This window comes from Tahibacter sp. (assembly GCF_032229445.1).
Lineage (GTDB): Bacteria > Pseudomonadota > Gammaproteobacteria > Xanthomonadales > Rhodanobacteraceae > Tahibacter.
This window is the reverse complement of sequence record NZ_JAVTWC010000094.1, coordinates 1-24,825: the sequence shown is the minus strand read 5'-3', so window position 1 is coordinate 24,825 and position 24,825 is coordinate 1. Positions and strand designations below refer to the sequence as shown.

20 protein-coding genes are annotated in these 24,825 nt (G+C 63.7%); 4 read left to right on the top strand and 16 right to left on the bottom strand.

Going from position 1 to position 24,825, the window contains the following annotated elements:
- Positions 1-7: 7 nt before the first annotated feature.
- The 10 genes from RUU78_RS16090 to RUU78_RS16045 form a co-directional block, all read right to left on the bottom strand.
- Complete coding sequence (locus RUU78_RS16090; RefSeq protein WP_313918381.1) at positions 8-448, bottom strand: hypothetical protein; 441 nt, start codon at positions 446-448, stop codon at positions 8-10.
- Between the two features lie 161 nt (positions 449-609).
- A complete protein-coding gene (locus RUU78_RS16085; protein WP_313918380.1) occupies positions 610-972 on the bottom strand; it encodes a hypothetical protein in 363 nt (120 codons plus the stop codon).
- A gap of 353 nt (positions 973-1,325) precedes the next feature.
- The gene (locus tag RUU78_RS16080; protein ID WP_313918379.1) at positions 1,326-3,572 is read right to left on the bottom strand and encodes a hypothetical protein; all 2,247 of its coding nucleotides are present in this window, start codon (positions 3,570-3,572) and stop codon (positions 1,326-1,328) included.
- A gap of 410 nt (positions 3,573-3,982) precedes the next feature.
- The gene (locus RUU78_RS16075) at positions 3,983-4,417 is read right to left on the bottom strand and encodes a hypothetical protein (RefSeq protein WP_313918378.1); all 435 of its coding nucleotides are present in this window, start codon (positions 4,415-4,417) and stop codon (positions 3,983-3,985) included.
- Between the two features lie 115 nt (positions 4,418-4,532).
- Entirely contained in the window at positions 4,533-4,970 is a 438-nt protein-coding gene (locus RUU78_RS16070) for a hypothetical protein (RefSeq protein ID WP_313918377.1), read from the bottom strand.
- A gap of 324 nt (positions 4,971-5,294) precedes the next feature.
- Positions 5,295-6,326, bottom strand: a complete 1,032-nt coding sequence (locus RUU78_RS16065; RefSeq protein ID WP_313918376.1) for an alpha/beta hydrolase — start codon at positions 6,324-6,326, stop codon at positions 5,295-5,297.
- 91 nt (positions 6,327-6,417) lie between these two features.
- Positions 6,418-7,266 (bottom strand): GNAT family N-acetyltransferase, encoded by an 849-nt coding sequence (locus RUU78_RS16060; RefSeq protein WP_313918375.1) that lies wholly within the window; start codon positions 7,264-7,266, stop codon positions 6,418-6,420.
- Positions 7,267-7,342: 76 nt separating this feature from the next.
- Entirely contained in the window at positions 7,343-7,867 is a 525-nt protein-coding gene (locus RUU78_RS16055; RefSeq protein ID WP_313918374.1) for a DUF2726 domain-containing protein, read from the bottom strand.
- An 885-nt stretch (positions 7,868-8,752) separates the two neighbouring features.
- Complete coding sequence (locus RUU78_RS16050; RefSeq protein ID WP_313918373.1) at positions 8,753-9,262, bottom strand: hypothetical protein; 510 nt, start codon at positions 9,260-9,262, stop codon at positions 8,753-8,755.
- 660 nt (positions 9,263-9,922) lie between these two features.
- Positions 9,923-10,147, bottom strand: a complete 225-nt coding sequence (locus tag RUU78_RS16045) for an addiction module protein (RefSeq protein WP_313918372.1) — start codon at positions 10,145-10,147, stop codon at positions 9,923-9,925.
- A 147-nt stretch (positions 10,148-10,294) separates the two neighbouring features.
- Between RUU78_RS16045 and RUU78_RS16040 the strand changes: the two genes are divergently transcribed.
- Positions 10,295-10,717, top strand: a complete 423-nt coding sequence (locus RUU78_RS16040) for a hypothetical protein (protein ID WP_313918371.1) — start codon at positions 10,295-10,297, stop codon at positions 10,715-10,717.
- Between the two features lie 204 nt (positions 10,718-10,921).
- Here the strand turns inward: RUU78_RS16040 and RUU78_RS16035 are convergent, their stop codons facing one another.
- Together RUU78_RS16035 and RUU78_RS16030 are read right to left on the bottom strand one after the other, a co-directional pair.
- Complete coding sequence (locus RUU78_RS16035) at positions 10,922-11,293, bottom strand: hypothetical protein (RefSeq protein ID WP_313918369.1); 372 nt, start codon at positions 11,291-11,293, stop codon at positions 10,922-10,924.
- A gap of 643 nt (positions 11,294-11,936) precedes the next feature.
- On the bottom strand, positions 11,937-13,442 hold the full coding sequence (locus RUU78_RS16030) for a hypothetical protein (RefSeq protein WP_313918367.1): 1,506 nt from the start codon (positions 13,440-13,442) through the stop codon (positions 11,937-11,939).
- A 579-nt stretch (positions 13,443-14,021) separates the two neighbouring features.
- On the opposite strand from RUU78_RS16030, the gene RUU78_RS16025 reads away from it, so the two are divergent.
- Positions 14,022-14,204, top strand: coding sequence for a hypothetical protein (locus RUU78_RS16025; protein WP_313918365.1), 183 nt, complete (start codon positions 14,022-14,024; stop codon positions 14,202-14,204).
- A gap of 115 nt (positions 14,205-14,319) precedes the next feature.
- Here the strand turns inward: RUU78_RS16025 and RUU78_RS16020 are convergent, their stop codons facing one another.
- Together RUU78_RS16020 and RUU78_RS16015 are read right to left on the bottom strand one after the other, a co-directional pair.
- On the bottom strand, positions 14,320-17,103 hold the full coding sequence (locus RUU78_RS16020; protein ID WP_313918363.1) for a serine/threonine-protein kinase: 2,784 nt from the start codon (positions 17,101-17,103) through the stop codon (positions 14,320-14,322).
- Positions 17,100-17,624, bottom strand: coding sequence for an ECF-type sigma factor (locus RUU78_RS16015; RefSeq protein ID WP_313918361.1), 525 nt, complete (start codon positions 17,622-17,624; stop codon positions 17,100-17,102). Before RUU78_RS16015 ends, RUU78_RS16020 begins: the two co-directional genes overlap by 4 nt.
- Before the next feature lie 110 nt (positions 17,625-17,734).
- On the opposite strand from RUU78_RS16015, the gene RUU78_RS16010 reads away from it, so the two are divergent.
- Positions 17,735-17,941: a hypothetical protein gene (locus RUU78_RS16010; protein WP_313918359.1), complete on the top strand. Its 207-nt coding sequence runs from the start codon at positions 17,735-17,737 to the stop codon at positions 17,939-17,941.
- Between the two features lie 104 nt (positions 17,942-18,045).
- Here RUU78_RS16010 and RUU78_RS16005 read toward each other — a convergent pair whose 3' ends face one another.
- The gene (locus tag RUU78_RS16005; protein ID WP_313918357.1) at positions 18,046-19,968 is read right to left on the bottom strand and encodes a hypothetical protein; all 1,923 of its coding nucleotides are present in this window, start codon (positions 19,966-19,968) and stop codon (positions 18,046-18,048) included.
- Positions 19,969-20,539: 571 nt separating this feature from the next.
- Complete coding sequence (locus RUU78_RS16000; RefSeq protein WP_313918355.1) at positions 20,540-23,683, bottom strand: hypothetical protein; 3,144 nt, start codon at positions 23,681-23,683, stop codon at positions 20,540-20,542.
- 235 nt (positions 23,684-23,918) lie between these two features.
- Here RUU78_RS16000 and RUU78_RS15995 point away from each other — a divergent pair, with 235 nt between their 5' ends.
- Complete coding sequence (locus RUU78_RS15995) at positions 23,919-24,311, top strand: VOC family protein (RefSeq protein WP_313918353.1); 393 nt, start codon at positions 23,919-23,921, stop codon at positions 24,309-24,311.
- The last annotated feature ends 514 nt before the right edge of the window (positions 24,312-24,825 follow it).

Here is a 24,825-nt window from a genome sequence, read left to right as displayed (position 1 = left end):
GTGCTGCCTATCGCCTTGGTTGCCGCGCCGAAGGCGTCGGCGTGAATGGTTGGTCAGGCCACGAACTCGGCCCCCACAAGGCAGGGGCGACTGCGAAGAAGACAAGCGAGGCCAGGTAAACGCTGCCCGAGATCGGATCACGGGACGCCAGGTAGTCACCCGGCGATCGGGCGCCGAGGAAGTACGCCACCCCGAGTTCTGCAGCAACGAGCAACACGAACGCGGTGCAGCCCACCGCCAAGCGCGCCGGGCGTCCCCACGGTGCATTGCGGCGAGCCAGGTATCGCGATGCCCAGAGGATGACGAGCAACATGACCGGCGCTTCGATGAGCTCGGCTGTGCGCACGCCAAAGCGTGGCACCAGGAACGGTATCCTGATGAGCGCGAGCGCGAAGCCGGCGCCAAACACGAGAAAAAAGTATACGAATCCGGCTCGCAAGATACGCATAAGTTTGCCTCAGGGGCCTGACGTTCGAGCTAACCTGCCTGCGCAGGCAGGTGCTGCGAGCCCGGGCTGCAATGATGCACTACCTGCCGCAGCCTGGGCTTGCGGCGCTGGCTGTATCCGGCCACAAGGAGTTGGACCGCGTCGGGCTTGGCGCCGCACGGTTATTCGACGAAGCCTTGCTCCTTGTAGCTGGCGTAGCCCGCCTTGGTGAGCGTGGCGAGTTCCCTGAACAATGCAGGTTCGAGCACGGCGAAGTTGAAACATGACTTGCCTTGCATGCGTGCCTTGAGTTCAGGTGATGTGGAAGCCAGCAGTTCTGGCTTCACATACACCGGCATGAGGTGGAAGCTGACGTACGACTTCTTGATTTGAACGGCACCGAAGAACAGCGGCTTCTTGTTTTTCTGGATGTGCCGCGTGTCGACGTAGAGTTCCTGATCGTCGTCCCGGGCGGCAGCGAGCTTGCCCGCGTACGGCGCCATGATCTTGCGTAGCTCTGCAAAGACGGGGCTAAGGTCGGGCATGCGAACTCCTTGAGCGGTGCGAGTAGCAGTGACATGGATTGCGCGGCCTGACGCGAGAGTCAAGCCGCGCGCCGCTCATTGCAGCCATCCCGAATCGTACGTGCGAACAGCGCCTGACGTGAGCACGTGGCGCGCGTGCAGTGAATCGCCATCCCTGCCCCATTGCCGCAGTGACGCTGGAACACCTTTCGCCCATGTGGCGTCTACAAACGCCGAACGGGCGTACTGCCGACGCCCCAGGCTCTCGACACGATCAGCGTCGTTCCTGCCCGCGACGCGCAGAGCGGGCGCTTGATTCCGCGCCGCTCCATCAACGCCACTGTGCGTCGCTCGGGACGGCAGTCCCTGCTTCGCTACTCCACCTCGAACGACTGCAACTCCACCGGCACCGCCGTGACGGTGAGCGTGACCGAGGTACCCGTATAGTTGATCCGGAATACCCGGCCATCATTGAACGGGATGGACGCCCCGTCGGCTAACCCGTTGAACGTCCCCGTCACACTGCTCGCCGACACGATGGTAAACACATCGCCGAGCCCCGGCGCGAATGCCCCGCTCAGCACCAGATCCACGCCGGTGAGATTCACCGAGCCGGCAACATTGAGTTGCGAGTACTGCGCATCGAGCGTCGTGCCGTTAATGACGATATTGAGATCGCTGCCGAATGACACGGTACTGGCCGTGGCATCGGTAAGGGCGCGGACCGGTTTGACCGCGGCAGGAGTGAGGCCCGGATCGAGCAGCAAGGTGCCGCCGCCCGTGTTGACTTGTCCTCCGCTCACCACCACGTCGCCGCCGGAAATCAGCTCCATCGCCGTGGAAACGGGTCGAGTCATGTCGGTGCTGACCGTCAGCGGGCCACTGGTGCTGTTGCCGATCTCCAGGGTACCCGCCGTGACCTGATCCAACTCCGCGTCGGTGAGGCCTAAGGTGAGCGGGCTGCCGGTGAGCACATCCACGCCACCCAGGTTGATGAGCGTCCCCGCCGTGCGCGGTTGCAGCGTCACCCGGCCAGTGCCCGCGTTGACGGCGCCGGGAGTGAGCCTGACGCTGTCGGCGGTAATCACAATCGCGGCATTTCCGCCCGATTGGATCGCGCTCGTATCCTCCATATTTACCGCCGCGCTGTTGCTGGTCCCGGCTCCGGTGACGGTGACCGCGCCGCCCGCTGAATTGATCTGGGCCGCGTTGACAGCGGACACGCCATAGCTGCCGCTGGGTGGCACCCCGGTGGCCCCGGCGGTGCCCAGCACGGTGGTTGTACCCGCGCCACCGGCGCCGATTTGACCGCTGTTGAGAAGCACACCCGCATTGTTGGTGCTGACGCCGGTGCCACCGCCTTGTCCGGTAACGCTGACCGCACCGCCACTGGAGGTGATCCGTGAGTTGGCGCCTCTCACCTCGACGCCGCGATTGATCTGCCCGGCGGTTCCGCCCGTGCCCTCGACCGTGACCGTACCGGCGCCACCCGCGCTGATCTGGCCATCGGCGCTCACGAACACGCCGAAGTGCTCGGTGCCGCTGATACCGCCGCCGAAGCCGGTGACACGGACATTGCCACCGCTGGAGGAAATCTCAGAGCCGCTGTTGGTGACGCTGACCCCGATATTGAACAAGCCCGTGCCAACGCCGCCCGTGCCGTTGACGGTGACCGCGCCGCTGCTGCCGGCGCCGATCCGACCACTCAGGACCAACGCCACGCCGTTGTTCTGAGCGCTGGCGCCGCTGCCGCCGCCTTGTCCGGTGATGGTGACCGGACCGCCGTTCGAGGTGATTGAAGAGTTTGCATCTCTGACATACACGCCGTTGTTGCTCGTTCCTGGGCCAGCCCCACCCGTACCCGAGATCGTGAGCAATCCACTGGTTCCGCCAATGAGGTCGCCCCCAGAGCGCACCTGCACGCCATGCTGCAAACTTGCCCCGTCGCCGCCGCGGCCCGCGACCGAGAGCGCGCCAGTGCCGGTGACTTGCACAACGGCCGCGTTAATGTTGACGCCGATGAAGTCACCCGAGCTTGCCGTCGCCTGCTGGTTGGCTTCCAGGACGATATTGCCGTTGGCCGCCGTCAGGGTGGCGCCGCCGGCGAAGCTGATGTTACGGCTGGTACGCGCGGCAATGCTGGCAGCGCCGGCGAAGCTCGAAGCTCCATTGAACGTGATGGTGCCGGCGGCATTGTCGAGGGTGATATCGAACGTATCGCCGTACGTGTTTGCGCCACTGCTGTTGAAGGTCGCCGCAGTGCCGGTGGCCGAGTCGGTGAGGCGAATGGTGTTGAACGCGGTCAGTCCTGCCGCCGTTACCGTCATCGACGCGGTGCCATTCCCCGTGACGTTGGCGCTGTTCGTGCCGATCCAGGTACCGCCGGTCAAGGTGAGTGTGTACGTCGTCGCGTTGGCGACGATCGCCACGGCCTCGTTAGCGGTATTCAGGTCAAGGTTGAGTTGCGCTCCGGCCTCACTGAAGGTCGCGGCCTTGGCTGCCGTGGTTGCGCACGACACCATGGCAACCGCAACCAGCGTCCTGCAGGCGAATGCACACGTCCCGGTGAGCGGGAATCCACAAGACGACCAGAATGATCGACCGCGAAGAATCAGCATCAAGGACATTTCCTGCATATGCTGCAGTAGACGGCCCCATCGCAACGCAGGTTGTTGGCCCCAGAGATGCAGCTTCCCGAAGTTCGTGTAGACCACACGAATGCCACCCGAGCGCCCGTTCGGAATTCTGCCCATCGCCCCCTCGCTGAAGAAATTCTACAAATGGCGCGAAATCTCCTCGAAGTCCGGAGGACTGTCAAGTTGCAGTTTCCCCGACTGAGATGTCCTCGCCTCGACTTCGAAGCGAGTCCGTCGCGCTGCGAATCTCGTCCACTACTGAGTCGGCAGGCGTCGCGATCAAACGCCCTGATTTGAGCCGCACCGAAGGCGTCAGGCAGTCACCGCGCTCAACTTGCGCGGACTACGGCCGGAACCAAGCCGAGCCGCGAACCCGCTTAGTCTTGAATGAATTCCTAGCCGCCAGTTTCGGCCAAGGCTGGATTGCGATTCTTGAGCTTGTGGTAGGCGAAAGTACCGGAAACGCCGTGCCAGAAGTAGTAGATGAAGATGACTGCAAGGACAGCGCCGGAGGGCGTGCCTGACTCGACCATGAGGATGATCTTGGAGATGGTGAAGTAAATGAGCATCACTACCGCGCACGCGCGGCTTTTCTTGTAGATGCCAAATGCCAAGCCAAAGATCAGCACAACGTCGATAAGCACCCAGGCGGAAAATCCGAGCATCTCGGTTCCCGACATTGCAATAAGTGTGAATACGAGGGTGATCGAGCCGGATATCGCCGCCGCGACCCAAGCGCTCTTGATCTTCCCGCGAATGTCGGCTGGTATCTCCGGAGTGACGTCTGCGACGTGAGCGGTCGGCGCTGAGTACGGATTTTCGGTTGCCATAGTTTCACCTGTACGTGCCAACGGAGAAAATTGAGCAGCTCGCAGCCAGCAACCGCACCATACCGCAGGACGATATCGCGAGTCTGCTCCGACGCCTGGTGCGGCGCTTGCGACCTCAGTAATCGGGAAATGGATACTCTCCCCAAGGCTCGCGACCCGCAAACGCCAGGGCCAAGTCAACTTGCTCCCAGACACTGAGACCCACAGATTCCAATTCTTCGAGTAGCAATCGAGCTTCATCCACGCGCCCTCGCCTGAACATCTCGATGACCAGAACGAGCAGGACGCCTCGCTGCCTGACTGCTTCCAGCGCGGGATCGCTCGCGATACGTCGAGCAGCATCAAACTCCCCGAGGACGGCCAGCGTCTCAGCCACCTCTTCGAGCCGGACACCCGACCTGGCCAGGGGTTCGGCCTCCCGAAACCGGCCTTCGAGACACAGCGCAAAATGGGGCTCGCGCGCAGCGTACGACCGGATTCGCTCCAGCAGTACATCTGCCCGGTAAGGCGGGTGGCGCTTCTCCAATGCCTCGAGATCGCCGAGCGCCCGCATCCGTTCGGCGGCCCCCCGCAGGGAGTTCGAAGTTCGTGAGCGCCCCGGCCCCGAACATCTCATCGGGTGCCGTTCGCAGCAGCGTGACAGCACGGTTCGCGATCGCCTCACGACACAGAACCTTCGCCGCACAGCCGAACGCGCGAATGGCCAGTGTGTCGTAGCTACCTTTGCGTGCAGCCCTCTCAAGCTCATCGATTCCGGCTTGCAACTGGCTGTCCACAAGTTCGCTTGACACCGGGTCAGTGGGTATCGCCATTCATTCGCCTGGTTTGCCTGACGCCTGAATCAAGCCGACCCGCGAAGCGGGCTTGGTCTGAATTGTCAGCCTGTGCCGACAGACGTTGTTTCCACGGGTAACACGCCGATTTCTTTCAACCACGATTCGAGGAGACCAGGCCACGTGGAGCCGACCGGGTGTTCCATGTGGCGCAGCCCAAAGGCATGGCCGCCCTTCGCAAAAATATGCACCTCGCTTGGAACTCCCGCTGCATCAAGTGCTCGAGCATAGACCGTGCTGTTGCAGACAGGATCGACATCATCGTCCCAGGCGTGGACCAGAAAAGTGGGCGGCGTGCCCTTTGAGACGTTGATCGAAGGCTCCAGAACGTCGCCCTTTCGACAGAGATGTCCAGGATAAAACGCTATTGCGAAGTTCGGGCGGCTACTCAATTTGTCGACTGCATCGACGGGTTTATAGGTTGGCTCGACAATGTTGCTGGTCTGCGCAACCAGGAATCCGCCTGCCGAGAAACCCATCACGCCAATCCGGTCCGGGTCGATATGAAGCTCCTGTGCCTTGGACCTGACTAGCCTGACAGTTCGTTGAGCATCCTGGAGCGGGTTGCACGGGCATTCATCGGGCCAATGATGGTTTTCACGCGCCGGCACGCGATACTTGAGCAATACGCAGGTAATGCCCTTTGAGGTGATCCAGCTGCAGATCTCCGTTCCTTGTTTTGTGACGACGACGGCCCTGAACCCTCCACCTGGGAAGACAACTATCGCAGCGCCACTATTTCTCCCCTTTGGAGGAAATACCGTCATGGTCGGAACGGAAACATCCCAGGCGGCTTCCGAGGTCGAGCCTTCAAGCGCATCCGGGGTTTGAGCAATCTCGATTCTCTCTTGAACGGTTGCCCGAACCCCGTTATCCGGCGCGGCTCCTGGCCAGATTGGGGTTTGCTTCAGGTTGTGAGGGGGTTGCCAAGGCCCCGGGGCCCAACGACTTTCGTCGTTCGACGTTGTCGATGCAGCAATGGCCCCCTTGGCTGGAGTAGTGCCTCCACTCACAGCTGGCGCTGCAGCCGCTGTTATCGCAAGAACGAAAGCGATAGCTGCAGCGATTCTCAACATGTATGGCTTCATGAATTGTCAGGCTGCCGTTCTGTTGGGCACACAGGCCTACGCCTTGGCAGATCCGCGCCGAAGGCGTCTGCGCGAATGATCAGCCATGCCCAGATCCGGAAGTCTCACGAATTCCGGGCAAGTAGTAGTACGGCCCTTCACTACTGGGCGCGAACCCGAGCGCCAAGGCGAGCGCGAGCGACGCAGCGTTTTGCTTCCTGCATGCCCAAATCGGCTGAAGTCCTTCAGTGATGCAATAGTCGATCATGGCTGCCGCAGCATACTTCGCAAGACCCATGCCGCGAAACGCCGGATACGTCTCGACCCCAATTTCCAATTGGTCTTCCAGGCGAAATGCTGCGAAGGCCAGCGAAGCGACCTGCTCGTCTGCGGTAACGCAGTATCCGCCGCCTTTAGCCAGGAACCCAGGGGCATCAGGCCAGAAGCGATGCGGCGAAACGGAAATTCCTGGACGTGCAAAGTCATCTGCCGACATGGGCCGCACGCGGAACTGGCGCGGCACTTCGAGCCGTGAAGCCAGTTGCTCATAGCGCTGCTGCAAGAATATGAAGTTGCTACGTGTGTGGCGTTGAGCCCGAGAAGAAGCTTCCGGGTTGTCGGGCGGCGCGAGTTCTACAGTGAGGCTCTCATCGACCACCACGGCGTGCCTGATTGGGTGCACCTGCATCCAGAGCGCTTCCGGTCGGTCGCGGCAGGAATTGATATGCCGCCGAAGCTCAGCCCGGTCTGGATTCTCCGACCGGATCAGGAGCAGAGACATTCCATATGAATGAATGATGTGAATCAGCGTTGGGTCGACTTCAGAGTCCGCCCAGACTTCGCCATTTGCCAGGCCTTCAAGAACGCTCCTGGCGAACAGGCAGTTGAAGTCGACGTCATGCAGAATCGATGAAAACTTTGCATACGAGGCTGATGGAAGTTTGAGCACGTCTTCTTCTCTGAACCAGTAGCATCCTGCGCCCAGGATTGACCGGAAGGCTCTTACGGAAGTCTCTAACGAATTGTCAGCTGCCAACCCGCACACCTGCGGGCGTGCGTTCCACCGCTGCCAAAAACTGTGCCCTGACGTCTTGCAGCGAGTATGCCGCCTTGGCGGGAATTGCGAGAAGCGGCAAATTGATGGCGCGGCACACATTGCCCACCAGCTCATCCCGGACCATTGCCCGTTGGCCGGCATGTGACTTGTCATTGAGCTCGACGACGCAGACAACTGACAGATCACCGGAGCGGCAAACAACAAAGTCAACGTGCTTGGCAGCAATGCGATTGAGCGCGCTTTGCCGGGCAGAGTTGCCCAAACCCGGCTTGACTGCAGCCAAATCCGCGACCCGAACCTTGCCAAAGACCCGGTGCTCTGAGCCCACAGCCTGGTCCAGGACGCCGAGAAAGGAGCGCTCTGCCGCCGAGAAGAGCGGCTTGGCGGGCTGGTATGGAAATCCGATGCTGCCTGAGCGATCAGCCTTGCCCTTGGCTGCGGCAAGAACGACCAAGACAACCAAGGCAAGAACGAGCAATAGGATCCATGACATGCGGAGTGCGCCCCTTGGCACCTGACGTTCGAAATGAGCCGCCGCCGCGCGGCGGTGATTGAATCATACGCGCAACCTCATCAACGGCCCGCTTGAATACAAATCCAGTCACGCGCGCCCGACTTGTGGGGATGGCGTTCCACGAGATGACAGATGAATCGGTTGAGCGACCGGCCACAACTCGAACAACCCAAGATGCCGTCGTTCTCCGCGAGAGCGACTCCGCATGCCGGGCAGAACCATGTGCCGCCAACGCGGTACTTCAAAGGCGCATTGTCGGTTCGTCCCGAAGCGCTTTCAAAAGCATCGCGCAGCAGCCTTTCCATGTGTTGCGTGAGCACCATATCTCCGGATACACACGTCAAGCGGCCATCGCTGTACTGGAGCATCCCGCCGCACATTGGACAAAACGCAGTCGTATCCTCGCGCACCCAATGTTCGAGTTAAACGGCGCGCGGGGGCCTAGGCGCCTCTCGATAGAGCTGTTAGGCGCTTGTTGCCGCAGCAAGCTGCCGTAGCCAAGCTTTCCAGGCGTCTGCTTCTTCTCCCTCTTCCCAAAGCTCAAGCAACTTTGAATCGGCAGATTCAATTCGCGGCACTGCCGAGCGCGGGAATGGCCAGTATGCTGAAACTACCTTTGCTTGCAGCCCTCTCGAGTTCCTCGATTCCAGCTCGCAACAGGCAGTCCGCAAGTCAGCTTGACACTGCGTCAGCGGGTATCGCCATTCATTCGCCCTCTTTGGCCTGACGCCTGAATCAAGCCGACCCGCGAAGCGAGGTCGGCTTGAATTGTCAGGCCGCGGGCCGCTCATTGCAGCCATCCAGAATCGTACGTGCGACCAGCGCTTGAAGTGAGTACGGCTCGAGTGTGCAAAGAAAAGTCGGCTATGCGGCACCCAATGCATGCCGGAACAGTGGAATGAACTGCCCGACTTCCTCGTACGAGACGAAACAGCCGAACAGCGCAGCCTGTGCCTTGTTGCGACGCTGGAATGCCTCGGGCGCTAGCAAAACTGTCTCATAGTCGACGTAGCCGCCATAGCGTGAGTTGCCGACCCAATGAGCAGCGCGGTGGGCGTACATCTCTGGCTGAAGTTCCGTGAACTTGCCTGCTCCGACTTTGTTCTCGATGTGTAAGCCGAGTAGCTTGTCGTTCCGGTCTGAGACGACTAGCAGAACGTCGGTTTCCGATTGGCGCAGAGTGCTCCTGCACTCTCCAGTGGCGGCGTCGATACTCGGGAAAGGGTGCGAACCCCATGGATGATTGGCGCGGCAACTTCGAAAGACAGCACCGCAAGCAGCGAACTTAGTTTTGGTCACAAACCATTGCAGGAAAGCGGAGTTGGACTCCAGCTCAGCCGCAAGGGCGAGATCAAGCTCCTTCTCTGTCGCCATGGGCTTCACGTGGCACATAGCGCCGTGCCAAGCCGCCGCGCGACGGTGTGTGGTTGATACGCGCAACTTCGTCGGCGGTCGGCTTGAACACATAGCTAGCGAGGCCACGTTCGCGGGCCGACCGAAAACGAGGAGTGAACCACTGGAGCTAGCGCCGAGAGCACGCAGAGCAAAACCCAAGGGAGAAGCCAATGCTTGCCGAACAGACTAGGGGGAACAAACAGCGAGCTGCCGAGGAAGACGGTAGCCACGCCAACTCCTAGCAGCAGCGAGGCAACCAATGAAGCCGATGCGCGTGACCAACGAGAGCCAAGCCAGTAGCAGGCCGCACCCAGCAAACCGACGAGTACAGCGATAGCGAGAGCGAAGCGGAAAGTGGCATCGCGCCCCAACATAGCCTCGAACTCTCCGCGCATAAAGATCGCATAGGCGCTGCTAGACGCACTTACGATCGCCAGTGTGGCTCCGAAGGCTGGAGGACCGAGGAGGTTCATCACGTGGACCCTAGTGCCGCGCTAAGCGGCCGCAGACCGAAGACACAACAGGAAACATCGAAACCTCTCCCCGCCGTCCGCTTGAACCAGTTGCAGCGCGACACTCATACCAAGCGTGTGCCTCCAGCGCCTCGTCTCTCGCCTGGGGCCGAAAGAGGATGTGCATTTAGTCATTGCGCTGGAACAGTTCAGTGCGCACCTGATCCCATGGCACGGCACTCGCCGGGTCATGCTCATGCTCTTCCAGCCTGGCCTGTACTGCTTGCAGCCGGTCGGGCGTTAAGGTCATGGATTCTGGGCTTTCTGCAGCGATGCTGTCCCAAATGTCTTCCGCGAACTGGATCCGTTCAGCAACGGAGAGGCTAAGAAAATCGGGTCTGGGCTGGCTCATGGCGGAAGTGTAGACCGCTAGCTGTGCGGGCGCTAACGCGTGAGTTAAGCCGACCGGCAGCGGCTGGCGACTGGGTGCTAGCGCAGCGGAGAGGCACCCAGGCGACGCCCCGATTCGGGTTCCGGGGATCATCCAGTGGTGTTCGCGTTGGTGCTCGACTCGAACGAGCACGCCGGGGCGTTTGACGAGGAGATCATGGCCCACCTCGGCGCCGTCCAGGAACTCAGCGAAACCATCACGACGGCGGAACTGGAGTTTCCGGACTCGCGCTCGCACAGCGGGATCCTCGAAGCCGTGGCCATCCGCTCGCGCGATGTGCGCGGGCTGCCGCAGGCCCAGTGGGAAAAGGGACCGCAGGTTCCTGCGTTGCCGGGGCGGCATCGCGCCGCTCCGACATTTTCGAGCGTAACCGTGCGGCGCTGGCGATCGATCGGCCGCTCGGCATTCGCCATGCCCCGTTTTCGCCGGTTCGCGCGCTATCCCTTTCTGCCGAGGGCCGGCGACGGCTCGCCACCGCATTCTGTCGAACGCCACTGGCTGATCCCCAACACCGGACAGTCCGATGAATGAATGAGCTCGCGGGCTGCGGTTAATACCTTGGTCCGCACCCGCTACATCACTGCAACAAGACCGATTACGGAAATGCAGTCGGACAGCGTTGCATCCCGCAATTCACTGACACATCACCGAAACTTGGCAGCGCAACAGCCAACCCAACAGCGGGCAAAAAGCAGCGCGTTCCATGCTCACTATCCGTGTCGCCCAGATCCGTCTTCAGTGCATGGCGGCGAGGCCCATGGTACGGGCCAGGACGCCGAGAATCAGAAGAAGCAGCACGGCCCACGCGAGGGTCAGGAGCCACCACGGATTGCGTTTCCGGATCGTCAGCGCCAACCCGCCCGCGACCGAAATGACCAGCGATGCGATGAACACGTAGCCGTAGAGAGCCCCCAGCCGTGGCGGATTGAAGGCCGATGGCGTCAGGTAGTACAGGACAACGACGGCAGTCGCGGTGCCGGTCGCTACGAGCACCGCGCTGCTCAACAGCCACCAGCGGTCGCGCTGAGAAACCTGTGACGCGATGTCGCCGTCAACAGCCCCGGATGCCGGTTGCGATGCAGGCTCTTGTCCACGTGGTGCGGTCATGGGGCAGCTTCACATGGCGGGCATGCGCCAGACGCGGTTCGCGTCCCGCGTGAAGTTCCGACACGCGCCGGCGAATCCGACAATGTCTGTGGATACTGCCAGCCAGTAGGTGGTGAGTACGCGCGCCCATTGCGGATGCGCGGATCGGCAACAATGCACAAATGTCGCCCTATTTTCCAACGAGCGCAAACAGGAAAAACCAGAGCAGGGCCAATAGCAGACAGCTCGCCAGGCTTCCGAGCGCAATGGCGACCGACGCAGCTCGTCGGTCGTCGTATTCCGCCGCGGCGGACAGCGCCAGCGAACACGCGGCGCCGAAAGCGCACGCCACAACCCTATAGCAGGCGGTTGTCCCACACCAGGTTTCCGGTGAGATGGATCAGCAGCGGGAGCAACCAGCCGATGACGAGCGTTACGACACTGGCGTTCAGCATGCGGGAAGTCGTTCCAGGAAACAGGTCAGTCCGGCTACGTGGGTGGACCCATGGTCTTGCGGATTCGAGCGAGCATACGCTGCTTGAATCGGTGCCTGAAATCCACGGGGCCGCTTCACATGAGAAGCCCTCCCCTCGAGGGGGAGGGCTTGGCGCTTTCGCCTTGGCAGTGTGTCAGGCGCTGTTGGATCGACCGCACGCGACCTGCGTCACGGCTGTCGGAACAGATCGCGTCGCGGCAATCCGCCGCTCCACGTCGTGTCGCAGGAACAGGTACTGCCGATGCCGCCGCGGAGCCGGCAGGAGTTGTTTACGCCTTGCCGGAAGCTGCCTTCCTGCGTCCCGCGCAGGCGGGTGCGCACCAGGTTCGTGCCGGCGATGCCTTCGCCCTGGTCGAGGCAGCTCGCCCCGTAGCAGTAGCAGGCGGTGCCGGCGCCGCCGGCGCGGCAGTCGCGATTCGAACGGCATCCCGTGCGCTCGGCGAAGCATCCGTAGGACTGGATGCCCAGCGAATTGGGCTCGCCGTCGGGCGCGATGGCCTGAAAGGCGACGCCGTTGCCGTCTTTCTGCTCGGGGCAGCCGATGGCGAGTACGCCTTCGTACGCGGTCTTGAGGTTGTACGCGCGCTGCAGGTGCTGGCAGTCTTTCGCGCTGCCGCCACTGCACAGCGGCGAGTAGATCTGGATCCACAGTTCCCAGACCGGCTTGAAGCCGTAGCGAATCGGCTGATCGCCGCGCGCGCCGCTGGCGATGAAAGCGTCGACGCGTTCTTTCGTCACCTCCTGCGTGAGCGCGACGCGCGCCCGCGGGGTTCCGCCCATGACGATCTGTCGCCACTCCGAATGCGTCTGTGACGCCTTTTCCCGCTGTTCGCTCGAGTACGCCGCGCAGCCGTCGACGCTCCAGCCCGCGTTGGTCGGGTTCTTGCCCTCGACCGCGGCGCAGGCCTTGGCTTTCAGGATGTTCAGGATGTCGCTGGTGCTGGCGTTCGAACTCTCCCACCGCTGGAAGCGGCTGCCGAGCACTTGCCGCACCTGGATGTGCGAGCCGAGCCGCTGCAGGTAGACCACGTAGGGATCCCACTGGCCTTGCTGGCCGGCGCGGTCGGCATGGATCAGCGGCAGCGCCTCGAATTGCTGTACGTCGGAGGGATCGACGTTGTCCTTCGCGAAGCAGTCGCGGCCCCGCTGATTGAAGTCGACGGTGCGCGTCGGCGTGGTGATGTCGATGTGCGTGCTGGCCATGCGCTGGGTCGTCGAGGTGTCCGCGCCGGTCATGGCCGACACCGATGCCCGCGCGGTCAACCGTGCCGTCGTGTAGCTGCCGCTCAGTTCAAAGCTCGACGAGGTCTTGCGGGTGAGCTCTTCCATGCTTTCCGAGTTCTGGAATTGCCGCGTCGCCGAGCCGTCGGGCGGGGACAGCGAGGCGCAGCTTCCCAGGCGGGCGTCCACGAAAAAGTCGTTGCCCGCGCTGGGCGGATCGAAGCCGTTGATGGCTGGCAGGAAGAATGCGTGACCCAGACCGCGACAGGTGCCGTTCGGGCAGGCCGGCGACTGCATTTCCGCCGACACCTCGTCTGCCGCGGCAAGGGCCGGATAGCCGGCGATCAGACCCAGTACGGCAATGAGGCAGGAAAGCGCCGAGGCGGCGGCGGAACGTGTTGCGGGGAAGCAAGCGGCCAGCGCCGGCCGGTCGCGGAGTGCATTTTGGCGCATTTTCCAATCTCCTCTCGACGTGAGTCGGAACCGGACCTCACATCGAAGCCCAAGCGTACGAGTCGCGGGATTCCTATCACCGTCGACTTACGCTTTTTGTGGAAAGCGATGCACGCAGTTGCGCTGACCGGGCAAGAGGAATCTTGGCGCCGGTACACCCGCGACGCCGTGCGCCAACACGACGTACCACGGTCCGCCTGCCGGCATCGCGGACGTCGACGGCACTCCTCATCGCTGCTCCTCATGCGCAGATGCCGATGAAGAAGGCGGCATCCGGTATCTGGCTTCGCCGTTTGTGCGACCGGTGCAACCAACGCGGCCAAGTGCGCGTCGGCTGGCGCGAAATTCCGGTGCCGCCGCTCAGGCTCAGGCGATGCCGCAATTTCTGCACGCACGCCCCTCTCGCTCGGTGACACACGGTGCGCACACATTGAGATATGTCACTTTTTAACCATGGTCGATATGCATACCTCGCATGGAGGAGTACCGATGCTGTAACCCGCTCGCCGCGGTGTTTCTCCTGCCCCCTCGTGCGACTCACCGGATTCCGAGGGCGACTGCGGCTACACGATCTACGGCGTGATCAGGACGACGCAGATCAACGGCTCGACGGCCGCGCGCGGCGGCGACAGCGGTGGTCCGATGTTCGCGCTATTGGGCGACGGCGTGCGCGCGAAAGACAGCGTGACCGGCGGCGGCGGAACGACGATGTATTTCCAGGACTGGGCTGACGTCATCGTCTGTACAGCGGCTATCCCGTGACGCCGTGATCGCGGCGGGACGAGCCTCCTTCACGAGGCCCGTCCTTCTTGCATCGGTGTCGTGCCCTCGCGCGCTCCAGGAAGCCGTAGCAATCGCGCCACTTGCGAGCCGGCTTCTACCCCTCCGCCGCAGCCATGGCCTCGATCCGCGCCAGCAGCACCGGCTCGATCCGGCGGCGATCCTTCACCAGCGCCATCGCGCGGCGCGCGGTATCGCGGGCCGCGCGACCGTCGCCCAGGCGCGTGTGTAGCGACGCAAGGACATCGAGCAATTCGATCCGGTGCAAATCCCCCGCAGGCGCGAGCTGTTGCCAGATTGCGAGTGCCTGATTGATATCGGGCATCGCCTCGGCAGGGCGGCCCAGCGCGTTCAGTGCGCTGGCGCGCCGTGCCAGCACGGCCTCGGCGACCGCGCCGTGCCGCTCGTCCAGGCGCGCCAGCAGGTCGCGCGCCTGATCGCACAGCGCCAGCGCCGCTGCGGGGTCGTTGCGCAGCAGGCTCAGCGCCGCGCGCGACTGCCACAGCTGGGCCATCCAGTTATGGCCTTGCGGAAAGATTTCCTGCGCCATCGCCAGCGCGCGTGCGCTGCTGGCATCGGCCTGGTCCAGATCGCCCGTGGCGAGCGCGAGTTCGGCCACGGTCGCGTAGATCTCGATGCAGGAACGCGTGGCGTGCAAGTCGGGGCGTTCGCACCATTTCGCCGCAGCGCGGATGTGCTGCGTGGCCGCCGCCATGTCGCGCCGGCGCAGTTCCAGTTTGCCCAGCCGGCTCAACGTATTGGCGACGCGCAGATGGCCGTCACCGTAGAGCGTCCGCATCATCGCCAGTGCACGGACCAGCAAGGGTTCGGCCTCGTCCAGGCGTGCCTGCAGACGCAGTACGTCGCCGAGATTGAGCAGGGCCAGCGCAATGCGTTCGTGCGGCGCGTCGTAGATCCGCTCGGCCGTGGCCAGCGTTTCGCGCAGCAAGGACTCGGCCGCTGCGGTATCGCCCAGGGCCTGGCGTACGCGCGACAGATCGGTGAGGCCCTGCAGAAAATCCTCGGTCGGCGCGCGTCCGCTGCGGCGCCAGGTCTGCAGCGCGGATTCCAGCAACGTCGCGCCTTCGGCTTTGTGGCCCGCTCCCACCAGCAGATTGCCGCGCACGAGGTCCGCCTGCACGGCGCCCGGAGAACCGGCGCCATACAGTGCGGCGGCGTGTCGCGCGGCTTCGGCGGAAATGGCCAGCGCCTGTTCGGTGCGCGCCGAATACATCAGCGCACTGGCGTAGTTCTGCAGTCCCTCCACGCTGGCGGCGCTGCTGTCGTCGCGCATCTGCGGCAGCAGCTCGGCATATGCGACGCTGGCATCGGCGTAGCGCGACTGATGGATCAGCAGGTTTGCCTGCAGCAGGCGAATCCGCGTCACGGCCATGTCGCCCGGCGCGTAGAACGTGTGCGCCAGGTCCAGGGCCTGATCGTAGAACTGCCCGGCTTGAACGTAGTCGCTGCCGACCATCCGGACTTCGCCCAGCGTGCGCAACAGCTCCACGCGCGTAGCGACGGACAGGTCGGCCTGCGTCTGCAGGCGCTGGCCGGCGCGCTGCACGAGTTGGTCCAGCGTCAGTCGCTGGTCCGGCAATTGACCGGCTTTCGAGGCATCGAACAGCTCGATGAGGAAATCGCGCACCGCGGTGGCGCGCTGCGCCTGTTCGCGCGCGACATGCGCCTGCCACAGCGTCAGCGACACGCCCAGCACGATCGCGAACACGGCCAGCATCGCGGCGATGGATGCGGCGCGGTTGCGCTGCATGCTCTTGCGCAGGCGATACCACGCCGAGGGCGTACGCGCGGTGACCGGCTGGTTGTGCAGATAGCGATCGAGATCGTCGGCCAGCAGTGCCGCCGAGAGATAGCGGCGACCCGGCTCCTGCGCCGTCGCCGTGGCGTGGATCGCGTCCAGGTCACCGCGCAGCATGCGCGTCAGCGCATCGCCGGCGGGCAAGCCGACAGGCACCGGGGCCGCATCGGCGCAGGCGCGCGAAAGATTGACGCGGGTGTGGCCGCGCGGCAGCAATTGCCCGGTGAGCAGCTCGCCCATCAGGATGCCGAGCGCGTAGATGTCGGTCGCCGTGGTCACCGGCCCGGGCAGGTATTGCTCCGGCGCTGCGTAGCCGGGCGTCAGCGAGATCGCGCTGGTCTGGGTGGCGTGGTGGTCGTCGTCATCGAGCAGGCGCGCGATGCCGAAATCCAGCACCTTGATGTCGCCCGCGGTGTTGACCAGCACGTTGGAGGGCTTGAGGTCGCGATGCACCACGAGGGCGCGGTGTGCGCTGTCGATGGCGCGGCAGACGGTGACCAGCAGCGCCAGCCGCACACGCAGGCCCAGGCCGCGTGCCGTGGCGTAGTCAGTGATCGGCTGGCCATCGACGAATTCCATCGCGATGTAGGGAATGCCCGCCTCGCTGATGCCGCCGTCGACGAGGCTGGCGATATGCGGGTGCGACAGCTGCGCCAGCACGCCTTGTTCGCGCCGGAAGCGGCGCTGTCCATCGGCGGAGAACAGCCCCGTGCGCAGCAGCTTCAGCGCCACCGTCTGCGTGCCCGCGCCGCTCGCGCGTTGCGCGCGGAACACCACGGCTGAACCGCCCTGCCCCAGCACCTCGATGAGCCGGAACGGCCCGATGCTGCTACCGATCAGGCCGGCGCCGTCCTCGTGCGGCGGCGTGTACTGCTGCGCCAGCACGGCGGCGGAGGTGGCGAGCAGCGGTGCGTCGTTGAGATCGGCGGCCAGCAGGTCGAGCACTTCCTGGCGCAGGCCCGCATCGAGGGTGTGCGCAGCCAGCCACGCCTCGCGTTGCGGCGGCGTCAGGTCGACCAGTTCATCGAAGCACGCGCGCAGGCTGGGCGACGATGCACTCACGTCAGCCGCGCTTTGAGGAAGGCGGAAGCGAAACGCCAGTCGCGCGCCACGGTGCGCGGCGCCACGCCGAGCAGCGCGGCCACCTGATCCAGCCCCAGTCCCGCGAAGTAATGCAGGTCCACCACGTCGGCGGCACGCGCGTCCTGCAGCAGCAAGGCATCGAGCGCGGCGTCCAGTTCGAGCGCCTGCGCCGGATCGATCGCGAGCGTTTCCACATCCGGATCGGTGAGGGCCACGCGCAGACGCGTGTCCTCGCGCTTGAGGCGCATCTGCAGCTTCGCGCGATCGAGCAGGATGTGACGCATGGCTTTCGCGGCGTAGGAAAAGAACTGCCGGGCGTCGCCGAAGCGCAGACGCTCGGCGTCGGCCAGTTTCAGGTACAGCTCGTTGACCAGCGCGGTCGTGTGCAAGGTGTCGGGCGCACCGCCGCGACGGCGCTCGCTGCGCGCCAGGGTGCGCAACTGCAGATACAGATCATCGACCAGTGCATCCACGCCGCTGCCATCGACGACTTGCTGCATGGATCGGGGGACTCTCGCGCAAGGGCCGATCACGGTACAGACATGACCGCGGCTTTTCCACCGAACCGACAGCAGTTCGATCCTTTTGTTCGCGCGTGCCTTGATCGGCGATGGTGCCCGGTACCGGCTTCGTCGTGCAGACCAAGCTGGGCAATATCGCCCGCCGCCGGACATCATCCGTGCCCATTGCTTTGCGCTCGTCAACGGCAGCCGATTACGCGCACTGCCGCGCCTGTCTGGTGCCGCTGACTACCCTGCTCATCGGCAACCTCTACCCCACAGCGATTGCTGATAAGCGTCGAGTACGCTGCGCCTGATGCTTCACGACATCCGACGCATGACTCAGGGACAACGTGGGATCGCCATTGCTTCGTTGTGATGGGACTCGCACGCCTTACGCTTCGCCGTTCTTCCGCCGCACCTACTCGAAGCCATCCGCAAACAGGCTTTCGCTCGCGCTATCCGGCAGCGGATAGCGATGCCCGAGGATACTCAGCCGCGGATCGCCCGGCGGCAGACGCGTCAAGACGCCGCTGCCGACCAGGTCCGAGCTGGCACTGACCACACTGCCGGAGGCCACCGTGTCGAGGCCATGGGTGTTGCGCCAGGTCGCCCAGCTCATGTTCATGGGCGAGCCGCCGCACTCGGTGTCGCGCATCGCATTGGCATTCGCGGTTTCCAGCCGGTTGGCGCGCGCGCGGATCTGGACCGCGAATGCGCCGGGCACGGTGTTGAGGCACGACGCCCACGCATACGGCGCCGCCGTCGAGCGGACCAGGTTGTGGCTCATCCGCGTGTCGGCGCTGGTGGCGTTGAACACGCCCCAGCGCAGCACCACGCCACCGCCGACCAGCGTGTTGTGGTGCACGTCGTGCTCGCGCAGATAGCAGCCGGGGTCCTGCACGCATTGCCCGCCGAGCAGCACCCCGGTATTGATCATAAGGTTGTGATGAATGTGGACTTTTTCCGAGTTGTACTGTGCAGAGATCTGGATGCCGTTGTTGTTCGCGAATCCGGGCGCGTATTCGATGAAGTTCTCGCGGTAGACGTTGCGCTGCGAATTGTCCTTGTCGTGCACGCCAACGGTGGAGGCGCCCAGGCGCACCTGGTTGTTCTCGAACAGCGAATCGCCGGCGTCGAACCAGGTGGTGGCGTAGCCCGCCGGGTAGTTGATGAACGCCGAATCCTGCACGAGGAAACGATGCCGCGTGAGTTCATCGCCCCAGCCGTGGATATACGCGGGATTCTCGCCGCCGTTGGCGACGACCCCGTCGAGGAATCGGACGTTGCGCACCACCAGTCCGGGCAGTGAGGGATCGCTGACGATGCCGTACTGGCGCACGCCGGTGATATCCACGCCTTCCAGCCGCGCGGCGGGCGCCTGGTTGAAACGCACGGTGATGTTGCCGGTCTGGTCGAGCGCGACCACGGGCACTTCGTCGGGATAGGCAACGATCTGCCGGGTGCGCCCGTCGTTCAGATCGAAGCGGCCGACGTAGGTGCCGGCGCGCAGCATGAGCGCCTGCGCCGACGTGCCTTGAGTCAGCGCATAGGGGATGCTCAGGAACGGCTGAGCCATGCTGCCGCGACCCGGCGCATCCACGCCATTTGGCGCGACGAACAGGAATCGGCTGGTCGCCGCGGTCACCGCAAAGGTGCGCTGCGCGACTTTCTGCACTACGCCACTGTCGCGTACCTCGATGTCGAACTCGAAGCTGCCGGCAGCCGCGGGAACGAACCGCAGCGTGCCGCGCCGGAAATCGAGGCTGGCGACGGCCGTCGACATCGCCTGGCCGTTGAAGCGCATGGCGAGCAGGCGGAACTCGTAGGGAAACTGGCCACCCACGACGCCGGGGCGGCTCTCGTAGGCCAGGCCGGGATAAGCCATCGAGCGCAGCCCGGCACCGTCCAGCCACCACGTCAAGGGATCATCGGGAAACGTCGCCGGCATCGTGATGCGCGGCGCGGCGACGTGCACGCAGCGCACGAACACCGGCGCGGCGGAAGCGGGCACCAGCGCCGGCGCCTGCGCCGACAGCGCGCAGGTCTGACCGTCCGGCTGCGACAGCACGTCGATACTCAGTGGTGCGCCGGACTCCGCACTGCCGAGCACCAGTGGCCCGTCGAGACTGGCGCTGACCGTGACGCCACCCTGGCGCAGCGACACCGCGTTGCCCAGGGCCAGACCTTCGAGCCGGACATTGACCGGCACGACAACACCGGCGGTCGCCAGCGGCGCAGCGCTCAGCAGCAGCACGGCAAGCGCGGCGCGCATGCCGCGGAAGGAACGCAACGGCGGGCCAGCGGGACAATCGGTCGGCGACACGGCAACGCAGGCATTCACGGGCAGTTCCTGAGGAAGAAAACGGAACGAGGTTAACGTAGTGACGTGATCCGGAAAGTTGACCTGACGCCTGTTTCTGCCAACGTGAATCTGACCTCGGATCAGGGATGGACGGCCGCGAGTCAATGCCTTTGCAGCCGCTTCCTCACAACGGCGAAGACGCGCAACGGGCCTGCGATCACACGCTTCAGTGAGTGAGCCAAAGCCGGCTCACGGAAGGCGGTCCTGCGCACATCCAGACCACTGAATTGCCAGCAGGCTCGCTCGTCGCGTCGCCTGCAAAGCGCTTCTGAAACCGTCAGGCCAGCCCTACGCCGGAACTTGTCCCGCACGCGCCTCGGCCGTGAACTCACGGCAGGCAAGCTCGCGCTCGGCGCCGCTTGCGAGATCCAGGCACCAGATAGCCCGGTCGGTAGGAAGGGTGGTCGAGGTGTGGCCAGAGACCAGCCGTGCTCGGGGACCGACAAGGCCACCACAGGAAACGACGGAACTCGTGCCCTCACGCAACGGCTGATCGTGCACGCGTCCCACCCGGTCCCGATTCATCCGGTGCCTGTCGGCCGCGACTCGTTCAGAGTGCCTCCAGTGCGCGCTCCGCTTCGCGCAACATCTCGCGCTGTGCGGCAGTGGGGATCCGCTCTGCGCTTTCGGCATCGACCGCGAGCGCCGACAGGTACGCCATCCATGTGCGCAGACCGCGGGGGCCAGGGCCGTCGAGCAAGGTATTGAGTTGTGCGGTTCTCGCTGCCGCCGCCGGCGTGTCAGTCGTCTTCAGCGAGGCCAGTTCCTGTTCGGCGACCTTGCTGCGCTCTGCCACCGTCTTGAGTGCTCGCGCCAGGGCGAGATTGAAATCCAGGATGCTGCGCATATCAGCGATCGGCAGCGCGACGCGAGGGTCGGCGATGATGCGCAGGTCGGACTCGAGTGATCGGCCATCCACTGTCATCACGATGCGATAGTCGCCTGGCAGCGCCAGCGCGCCTTCCGGCAGGGCCGAGGTTTCTACCCCCGCAGTCGCCGCGATCGAGTACTCGTAGGCGCTTGCCAAGGGACGCGGGTAGCGCAAATTCCAGACCCAGCGATGCAGGCCAGCGCGACGCGGGAGGTTCGCCGGGGGTTTGCGATAGAGATCCGAAAAATACTGATCGGCAGTCAGCTTTTCGGGGGGATCGTCAGAACTGAAGCTGCGCACCAGCTGCTGCTGGCCGTCGAATATTTTCAGGCTCACGTGCTCGGCATCGCGCGGCAGATGGTATTCGATCATCGCGCCGGTAACCGGGTTCTCGCCGAGTGGTATTTCCGCGGCAAGCGGAGTGTCCTTGTTCTGGTTCTTGCGCAGGCGCATGGCATCAGCAACGGCGAACAGGCGTGGAGCACCGCCCAGTCCAGTGCGTGCCAGCCCACGCAAACGCGAGAAATTGTCCAGGATCCACAGCGCACGGCCCTGCGTCGCGATCGCCAGGTCGTTCCCGACCACGCGCAGGTCACGCACCCAAGCGACCGGCAGGTTCAGCTGCAGTGAATTCCAGTGCCCGCCATCGTCCAGCGAAAAGTACACACCGCGATCGGTGCCGGCGAACAGCAGGCCCGCCTGCTGCCGGTCCGCGCGAATCACGGCGGTGAATTCGTTGGCAGGGATTCCTGCGTCGATACGCTGCCAAGTGACCCCGCTGTCATGGCTGCGAAACAGCATCGGTGCGAACACGTTGCGGCGATGCTGATCGACCGCCAGGTAAATGTGATTGCGGTGCAACGGCGAAATATCGATGCGTGCAACCGTCGACCATGCCGGCAACTGGCTGGGTGTGCGGTTGTGCCAGGTCTTGCCACCATCGCTCGTGTGCTGCACCAGGCCGCTGTCGGTGCCTACCCAAATCTCCTGCTCATCATGTGGCGAGGGAGCAATGGTGAAAATCACGCCGAATCCGCAGGCCCTGGCATCGTGCTCGGGGACCGTGCCCTGGCATTGACTGGCATCGCGCGTCTGCCCGGTCAGATCGGGACTGATGATGGACCAGTGCGCGCCGCGATCATCACTGCGAAACAAGTACTGCGAGCCAAGATACAGGGCATGCGAGGCCGTGCTCGACAGGGTGAATGGCGTGATCCAGGACCAGCGATGGTCAATCGTGCGCGGATCACGGCCATAGGTGTTGATCGGGACCGGCGTGATGTTCTGTACATCGCCGGTGCGCGCGTCAAAGCGGCTCACACGCCCACCCAGTCCACTGCCATAAACGATATTGCGGTCGTCGGGATCGGCCAGCACGCAATCGCGCTCGTCGGCACCGGTGGGCATCCAGTCGCGAAAGCTGATTGCGCCGTAGTCCGAGCGACTGGCGATCGAGACGGAGCCATTGTCCTGCTGCCCTGCATAGAGCCTGTACGGAAAGCGCTCATCGACATGCAGACAGTAGAATTGCCCGGTGGCCTGGTTGTACCAGTTGCTCCAGCTGGTTCCGCCGTTGAGCGTCACCACGGTGCCCTGGTCGCTCGCCGCAACCATGTTTTCCGGATTGTCAGGATTGAGCCACAGGTCATGGTAGTCATCACCGCCGGGCGAGCCGCGCAGGACCTTCAGGGTCTTGCCGCCATCGTGCGAGACCTTGATCGAACGGCCCATCAGGTAAAGGGTGTCGGCATCATCCGGATGCACGATCACGCGTGAAAAGTAACGGGAGGTCAGGCCGGGGTCTTTTTGCATGGCCTGCCAATTCGCGCCGCCGTCATCAGAGCGATACAGACCACCCTGCTCGGCGTGATCGACGATGGCGTAGACGCGGCTCTGCGAACCCACCATGCGCGTTGCGACGCCAATGCGCCCGAGAGCGGCCGCCGGCCATCCCTTGCCGTTGAGCCGCGTCCAGTGCTGGCCGCCATCCACGGATTTGTAGAGGCCACTGCCCGCACCCACCATGGGCGTGAAATAGCTCATCCAGGGATAGTTGCGCGCCGTCCATGCGGATGCGTAGACCACGTCCGGATTTTTTGCATCGCTTGCCAGATCGACCACCCCCGTGGATTCATCCACGAACAAGGTCTTTTTCCAGTGCGCGCCGCCATCGGTGCTGCGAAATACGCCGCGCTGCGACGAGTCAGCGTAGTAAGGCCCCAGCGCCGCAACCAGCAGTATTTCGGCATTCCCGGGGTGCACCAGAAGATCGCCGATATGCCGCGTTTCGCTCAGGCCCAGGTGCGCCCAGCTGGCGCCCGCATCACGCGAAACATAGACGCCGTCGCCCGCTGCCGTGTCATAGCGCGCCTGCGGCTGCCCGGTGCCGACATAGATGACTTTGGCGTCGCTCGCCGCAACCGCGAGTGCGCCAATCGACGGCGCATGCGAATCAAATATCGAAAACCAGTTGTGCCCCGCATCCGTCGTCTTCCAGACCCCGCCGCCCGCCGCACCAAAGTAATAGACATTCGGCGCGCCCGGCACTCCGACCGCCACTGTGCTCCATCCCGCCCGGTGCGGCCCGATACTCCGCCAATGCAAATCACTCAGGGCAGGATCGGCCGCGGACGCGCTCGAGGCACTTCCACTGAGACCGGCTATCAGCATGCAGAACCAGCGTATCGACGAACGCATGAGGCACCTTGTGGGTTTGTCGCGTGGGTGGATCGGGGAACGCGTGACCGACGTAGAACGAGTTCCAGTCTTCGTGGATATCCCGCCCGGGAGAGGCGAGTGTTGCGGCTGACGCGAAGCCCGCAATCCCGCCCACGGGAAGCCGGCGACCGACGCGGGTGGAACTCGGACGCGAAGTCTAGGCGACAGGGTCGATTCTGTCGCCGCCCCCGGCCGCACGCGGGGCTTCCTGCGCAGCGATTCGCCGGCCGCAACCAATCTGCTGACACGGGCCCGCGCCCTTCCGCCAGGTCGTGGTGTCGTCAACACGCCTGAGCTACGCTAGCGCGCGCCCGCCATGCCGCCGCGGGTCGAGGCTGGTGTGAACCTCAACCAAGTTACCCTCCCGGTCACCGACTTCGATCGCTCTGTCGCGTTCTACTGCGATATGGGATTCACGCTCGTCGTCCATGCTCCACCACGATACGCACGTTTCGAATGCCCGGAGGGCGACTCGACCTTTTCGCTCCATGCCATGGACCGCCCGGCTGACAGCACTGGGGTCGTTGTGTACTTCGAGTGTTCTGATCTGAATGCCCGGGTCGATATTCTTCTCGCCGCAGGATTCGAGTTCGCAAAACTCCCGACTGATGAGCCGTGGCTATGGCGGGAAGCACGTCTTGTCGACCCTTCCGGCAATGTCATTTGCCTGTTCTCGGCCGGCGGCACTCGCAAGAATCCGCCATGGCGGGTTGCAGCCAGAGGACTGAACTGAACACCGCCAGCGCCGCGTGTTTTCCATCGCGTCTCGCATGCACGGAAGTGCGGTTTTCAGGCTCGGCGACCCACCAAGAACAAATCCCTCGTAACCACAGTGAATGACGGCGGCAAGCGCATCGTCATGGCAGGCACGTACCTGGAAAAATCGGAGCCCGTACGGGACATGGAGATGAGGAGGGTTTCGGCCGTCTCGATTGCCGTGGTTCAAGGCGACGGCGAGCGACTCAAGGCTCTTGCCAGGAACGTAGTCGTCCGAGCGCGCGGCCTGACGAACACCAGCGGATCGCGCGGCCGCGATCCTGTCACAGACCGGCTTGTCGACACTTTACATTTTTGTACTTATGCTTTTATCGTATGATTGCCTGCATGCGCCGCACGCCGCCGGTTCGAGCCATGCGCGTGGCCGCACCGGGCGCCCGCAAAGGCGCCCGGCGACTCGTTCAGTAATGCATCAGACCACAGGTTTCCGAGCAGCCCGGCGCTGTTCATCGCGATATGTGGTTTCGGCC